The organism is Desmospora profundinema (genome assembly GCF_031454155.1).
Classification (GTDB): domain Bacteria; phylum Bacillota; class Bacilli; order Thermoactinomycetales; family DSM-45169; genus Desmospora; species Desmospora profundinema.
Window position 1 is genome coordinate 124,286 of sequence record NZ_JAVDQG010000010.1, and the last position, 6,299, is coordinate 130,584.

At 52.8% G+C, this 6,299-nt stretch carries 3 protein-coding genes, 8 tRNA genes and 1 rRNA gene; all 12 read right to left on the reverse strand.

What is annotated here, in order from left to right:
• Positions 1-4: 4 nt before the first annotated feature.
• Positions 5-583, reverse strand: coding sequence for a sigma-70 family RNA polymerase sigma factor (locus JOE21_RS17455; protein WP_309868712.1), 579 nt, complete (start codon positions 581-583; stop codon positions 5-7).
• Positions 584-877: 294 nt separating this feature from the next.
• On the reverse strand, positions 878-3,652 hold the full coding sequence (ppc, locus tag JOE21_RS17460) for a phosphoenolpyruvate carboxylase (RefSeq protein WP_309868714.1): 2,775 nt from the start codon (positions 3,650-3,652) through the stop codon (positions 878-880).
• 296 nt (positions 3,653-3,948) lie between these two features.
• Positions 3,949-4,815, reverse strand: a complete 867-nt coding sequence (gene rocF, locus JOE21_RS17465) for an arginase (protein ID WP_374709413.1) — start codon at positions 4,813-4,815, stop codon at positions 3,949-3,951.
• 570 nt (positions 4,816-5,385) lie between these two features.
• Positions 5,386-5,460 (reverse strand) — tRNA-Gly (locus JOE21_RS17470).
• A 67-nt stretch (positions 5,461-5,527) separates the two neighbouring features.
• A tRNA-Lys gene (locus tag JOE21_RS17475) sits at positions 5,528-5,603 on the reverse strand.
• Positions 5,604-5,606: 3 nt separating this feature from the next.
• Positions 5,607-5,681 (reverse strand) — tRNA-Gln (locus JOE21_RS17480).
• A gap of 4 nt (positions 5,682-5,685) precedes the next feature.
• Positions 5,686-5,770, reverse strand: a tRNA-Tyr gene (locus tag JOE21_RS17485).
• A gap of 24 nt (positions 5,771-5,794) precedes the next feature.
• Positions 5,795-5,870, reverse strand: a tRNA-Val gene (locus JOE21_RS17490).
• A gap of 6 nt (positions 5,871-5,876) precedes the next feature.
• A tRNA-Glu gene (locus tag JOE21_RS17495) sits at positions 5,877-5,952 on the reverse strand.
• Between the two features lie 4 nt (positions 5,953-5,956).
• Positions 5,957-6,032 (reverse strand) — tRNA-Thr (locus JOE21_RS17500).
• Positions 6,033-6,035: 3 nt separating this feature from the next.
• Positions 6,036-6,110, reverse strand: a tRNA-Asn gene (locus tag JOE21_RS17505).
• 96 nt (positions 6,111-6,206) lie between these two features.
• A 5S ribosomal RNA gene (gene rrf / locus JOE21_RS17510) occupies positions 6,207-6,299 on the reverse strand; the annotation flags it as partial.

Sequence of the window (6,299 nt, forward strand, 5' to 3'; positions counted from 1 at the left end):
GATATTAAGCCTGCATGGAAGAGGCCAGTTGATTACGCAGTGCTTCCCGTCCACGATGGACCCGTGTTTTAACCGTGTTGACCGGAAGGCGCAATATTTTTCCAATGTCGGCCAATGGGAGTTGTTTCATGTACCGCAGATGCATGACCGAACGGTAATTGGCGGGAAGGCGTTTCAGTGCACGCCGCAACTCATTTTTTTCCTCCTCCGCCAACAGGCACTCCTCGGGGCTAGGCCCGCCGACAGGCAACCGTTGATACCAATCCCGCTCAGACCCGATGCCCCAGGAAGAGTCCAAATGAATATCCGCTTGTTTCTTTCGCAGGCGGTCAATGCACAAGTTGCGGGCGATTCGGTAAATCCAGGACGAAAATCTGTGTCCATTTCGAAAGCGGTTTAAATGAGAATAAACGCGCAAGATGGTCTCCTGGGTGATATCTTCCGCTTCCTGGGGATGGCGGAGCTTCCGGTAAGCCAACGAATAAATGGAACGGTGGTAGGGCTGGATCAACTCGATAAAAGCGGCTTGGTTTCCTGCTTGTGCTAATCGGATTAACGACGCTTCGCTCCGTTTTTCAATCATCTTTCAGACCTCGCCTCTGTTCGATCCCCCCGGCAGCCGAAAAAAAGAACCCGGCACTCTCGCCGGGATATCTCCACCCGCCGGCGGTTCAACCGCCACGGGGCTCGTATGGAAAGAGGCCCCCATTTGGAAGCCTCCGTCTGGACGAAGATCCCGCAACGGTTCATTTTCTGCATCCTTTGACAGGAAAAGAAGGAACCTATCGCTAGTCTACTGGATCATTCGTCAATTTTCTACATTTTTGGCGCTCAAATGACGGAAAATGGGAAAATTAGGCCATCGGTCTTAGAGATATTAGCCTGTATTGCGTAGACCGGCAGCAATCCCGTTAATTGTCAGCAGAACCTGTTCCAATTCATCCTGTCTGCTCTGGGGATCCTCGTCCTTCCTTCTTTCTCCCAGGAGATAAACCTGGATAAAGCTGAGGGGATCCACATACGGGTTGCGCAGACGGACCGATTCCTGGATGACCGGAATATAATCCAGGATCTCCGATTGTTTGGTGATGGCCAACACCGTTTCCCGTGTCTGTCGGTACTCTTCTTCGATCAAACGGAAGAGCGCCTCTCCCTCTTCTCCCGCCAAGGTGGAGTATTCCCGGGCAATGACCAAATCCGCTTTGGCTAAGGCCATCTGCAGATTGTCCACCAAGGTCCGGAAAAAGCTCCAGGACTGATACATTTCCTGAAGGGCCTCCAGTCCCCCTTTTTCCCGGAGCAACCGGGACAATCCCGTTCCCGCGGCAAACCAGGCGGGAAAGAGATAACGGCTTTGGGTCCAGGAGAACACCCACGGAATAGCCCGCAAGCTCTCAAAGGCTTGGCTGTTTTTACGACGACTGGGACGGGAACCGATATTCAGCTCGCCGATTTCCGGCAACGGTGTTGCCTGATGGAAAAAGGGAATAAAGCGTTCATCCTGGAATACGAGCTGCTGGTAACGCTCCCTGGCCGTGGTGGAGATCGATTCCATCCACTCCAACCAGCGAGGCTCCGGCTCCGCTGCTTCTCCAAAGAAAGCACCGGCAGCCGAGGTGAGGAGTGCAGATGTCGCCTGCTCCAGACTGCGATAAGCAATCGGCTTGAGGGCGTAGCGGGAAGACAACACTTCCCCCTGCTCGGTGATCTTCACACCGCCGTCCAAGGTTTCGGGAGGTTGAGCCATGATGCTTTGGTTTAAGGGACCGCCCCCCCGGCCCAGTGCACCGCCCCGGCCATGGAAGAAACGAACAGCCATGCCGTAACGGGTGGACAAGCGAGAAAGTTCTTTTTGTGCGCGGAACAGCTCCCAGTTGGCGGTCAGGACGCCTCCGTCTTTGTTGCTGTCGGAATAACCCAGCATAATTTCCTGTACATCAAACCCGTTTTTGCGATCCGGCACAAAGCAGGGATGTTGATAATACGCCTCCATAATCTCCGCCGCCCGGTGCAAATCGTCGATGGTTTCCAACAGGGGGACCACATGGAGGGAAGAGACCGGTCCTTCCGGCGTTTGTTGCCACAGCCCCACTTCTTTTGCAAACAGAACCACTTCCAACAGGTCACTGGTACCCTGGGTCATGGAAATGAGATAGTTTCGGATCGACTCGGGGCCGAACTCCCGCTTGGCACGGGAAATCACATGGAACAGCTCCAAACATTCCCGTGTGTCGTCAGAGAAGGACATAAAGGAGGAAGTCAACGGGCGCGGATCCGCCAACAGATCTGTCAGCAGCTTTATTTTCTCCTCTTCCGACAATCCCTTGTAGTCGGATACAATCCCCAAAGAAGACAGGATCTCAGTCAAGGCCGCTTCATGTTCGCCACTGTCCTGCCGGACATCCAGGGTAAGCAAGTGGAAACCGAACAACTCCACCTGGCGGATCAAAATCGCCAGTTCTCCATCGGCGATGGCATGAGCCTGATGGGTGCGCAAACTTCGGTCGATCAGCTTCAGATCCTCCAAAAACGGCTCTACGCTGTCGTAAGCGCCCCGATCTTGCTGATTGAGGCAGGTGTGCCGCAAGCGGGCAAGGATATAGGTGCATTTGCGGCGATAAGGTTCGTGCTCGTTGCGCCACTTGCCTTGGCCGATATCCTCCAACACCACTTCTTGTTCGTCCTTCTTCAAGGAATCGATCAACTGACTCGGGATATTCACCTGGCGGGTGGAATGACTCAGTTTCCCGATCATGCGGCGAATCGAACGCTCATATTTTTCGATCACCAATGCGCGCTGCATCTTTAGGGTTTGCCATGTTACCTCAGGGGTCACCCAGGGGTTTCCGTCCCGGTCCCCACCGATCCAGGAACCAAAGCGGAGGAAACAGGGAACATGCCAATTTCGTTCCGGATAATGCCGTTCCAAGGCGTGTTCCAGCTCCCGGTGTACTTCAGGCAGAACATCGAACAACGTCTCATCCATGTAATACAGCCCGTTTCGCACCTCGTCCAACACCGTCGGTTTGCGATGGCGCAACTCGTCGCTTTGCCATAAGGTGATCACTTCAGCCAGCAACTCATCGCGAATCTGTTTTTTCACCGATTCGGTCAACAAGGGATCTCCCAACCGGGCCACGTGATCGGCAATCCGGTGATGGATATCCAGGATGGTGCGACGCATCGCTTCTGTAGGATGTGCCGTCATAATCAATTCCAGAGAGAGTTGGTCCAACATGGATGCGACTTGATCCGCGGTCAGTTCCATCTCCTTCAATGTACGAACCGCACTTTCAATGGAAAAGGGCTGAGCCGATGACTCTTCTCCCCGGCGATATTCGCGATGGCGTCGGATTCGATGGTTTTGCTCGGCGATATTAACCAATTGAAAATAAATCGCAAAAGCGCGAATAACGTCCCGACGCATGGAAGGCGGCAACTCCCGAATCACCTGTTTGCACCGCTTCAACAGCTCAGGATCGCCGGATGCCCGAAGTTCCTTCGTCAGTTCGCGGATTTCTTCGACTTGTTGCAGGAGGTTCGGCCCTCCCTGCATCACCAGCACGTCTCCCAGGATGTGTCCCAAGAAGCGTACATCTTTTCGCAACGGATGCTCTTTTTCGGATTCCAGCGAAGGGTTTGGGTTGCTCATGAGACACCATCACTCCTTTGTGAATGATATTGGGAAAGCAATCTGCGAAGAATTCAATTATTTTGGGCGAATTGCTGTCCCACCGAAAAAACCCTTTGACGGCTGTCCCTCCTATTTTATCAAAAAGTGTGATCAGAAACAGGGATAATACGGCTCCATTTTACACCAAAACCCGGCTTTCCCAGCCCCCTTTACACGTCGACAGAGGGAGGTAGCGCTTACAAAAAACGTCGAAAAAAAACGAAAAACCCCGAAAATCATTTTCGGGGGATGTTCCAAAAAACCTGTTTTTTCGCTTAAAGCACTTTTTCTCCAAAAACGGAACCAATTAGAGCGACGGCCACCTTGGCTGTCCGGTTGCCCGTATCCAAGATGGGATTCACTTCAACAAATTCAGCGGAAGTTAAAATATCGGCTTCCGCCAGCAATTCCAGAGCCAAATGGCTTTCCCGATACGTGATTCCACCTGCGACGGGAGTACCGACTCCGGGAGCATCATTGGGATCCAGTCCGTCCAGGTCGAGGCTGAGATGAACCCCGTCGGTCCCATCCGTCACGATTTGCAGCGTCTCCTCCATCACGTTCCCCATCCCGAGACGGTCAATATCATGCATCGTGAAGACACGAATACCCTGTTCACGAATCAGTTTCCGTTCCCCTTCGTCCAATTGGCGCGCCCCGATGATAACGATATTTTCAGGACGGATTTTGGGTGCATAACCACCGATATGGACCAAATCCGGATGACCGTATCCCAAACTGACAGCCAGGGGCATCCCGTGAATGTTTCCCGACGGAGTGGTTTCCGCCGTGTTCAAATCCCCATGGGCATCAAACCAGATTAAGCCCATTTGGCGATGGTGACGCGCCACACCTGCTATCGTACCGATGGCGATACTGTGGTCGCCTCCCAAGATCAGCGGGAAACGTCCAGCAGCCACCACCCGGTCCAGTGTTTGTGCCAATTCTTCACTGACGGCGTGGACTTCACGCAAGTACTTCAGCTGCTGTTGACCCACATCATAGGACTCCGGCGTGGGTACCTGAAGATTGCCCAGATCCTCCACATCGTATCCCAAAGAAGTCAGTTTCTCCTGCAAAGAAGCATAGCGGATCGCACTGGGACCCATATCGACACCGCGTCGATCGGCTCCCAGATCCATTGGAACGCCAACAATGGAAATCGGTTTCCTCTGTTTCTCCTTCTGCACGTGTACCCCTCAACTTCCTGTTTCTATTTAGTACTACAGTTGCATTTGTGCGAAGAGTGTATAGGAGCGTGGGTGGGTCGGGCTGGCGGGCTGTCTTCGATCTCTTGCAAAAAGCGCAAAGGATCGCAGCCATCCACCACCCTCCCTTCTCATATCTGCGCCTGCTCTTATAAGGACAACTGTAGTATTAGGGATGCTTTCCCCTGTGTCTTCTCACATTGTAACACAGTTTTATCAAGGGCTTTTTTCCATGAAACGACGGGAATGAAAGCGTATGCATATTTATTTTTAAAAGGAATTAGATGGAAGGAATCCTTGGTCCAACATCACGGAGACTCTTATGAAACGCCTTGTTCTATCAGGGTTTGTACCTATCACTCGGTGCTGTTCATTTGAACAAAACCAGTGAAGCCCATTTTTTGTTGATGAAGATTCATTGCTTTACATATCTCATTTTTCGGTTCCAATTTTTTCATATCTCAATAAAGAAAAAAGCCTTCCTGAATGAGGAAGGCTTTTTTGTGGAGCGGAAGACGGGATTCGAACCCGCGACCCCCGCCTTGGCAAGGCGGTGCTCTACCACTGAGCCACTTCCGCACGTTATGTAATGGTGGGTCGTACAAGCTGCAAGACATCCGACCCTTCCTATTTTTAAAGATGGAAATGGTGAGCCATCCAGGACTCGAACCTGGGACACCCTGATTAAAAGTCAGGTGCTCTGCCAACTGAGCTAATGGCTCACATGGCTGGGGCGGTAGGGATCGAACCTACGCATGACGGAGTCAAAGTCCGTTGCCTTACCGCTTGGCTACGCCCCAATAATGGTGGAGGGGGTAGGATTCGAACCTACGAAGGCAGAGCCGGCAGATTTACAGTCTGCTGCGTTTGGCCACTTCGCTACCCCTCCGTAGAACCTGTCGCAGGTTCCTGGTGGTGGACGGTGCAGGGCTCGAACCTGCGACCCCCTGCTTGTAAGGCAGGTGCTCTCCCAGCTGAGCTAACCGTCCGCTTGATGGTGACCCGTAGGGGATTCGAACCCCTGCATGCCAGCGTGAAAGGCTGGTGTGTTAACCGCTTCACCAACGGGCCATTCTGGAGCTCCCAACCAGACTCGAACTGGTGACCTCTTCCTTACCATGGAAGCGCTCTACCGACTGAGCTATGGGAGCAGGTGGCTCCTCAGGCAGGACTCGAACCTGCAACCTACCGGTTAACAGCCGGGCGCTCTACCATTGAGCTACTGAGGATCAATGTTGTCCCTTTCTCAAAGGACAAGATATATTATATAATGGGCATTTCCAGCTGTCAATACCCTTTTTATTGTATCCCCATATAGGGGATACGCCTGGCGACGTCCTACTCTCCCAGGGGCCTGCGCCCCAAGTACCATCGGCGCTGGAGGGCTTAACTGCCGTGTTCGGGATGGGAACGGGTGG

Bases quoted from the DNA above. Each gene is read 5' to 3' on its own strand.
- JOE21_RS17455 (WP_309868712.1), bottom strand. From the start codon at position 583: ATGATTGAAAAACGGAGCGAAGCGTCGTTAATCCGATTAGCACAAGCA.
- rocF (WP_374709413.1), bottom strand. From the start codon at position 4,815: ATGGATCTGGGAGCCGATCGACGCGGTGTCGATATGGGTCCCAGTGCG.
- ppc (WP_309868714.1), bottom strand. From the start codon at position 3,652: ATGAGCAACCCAAACCCTTCGCTGGAATCCGAAAAAGAGCATCCGTTG.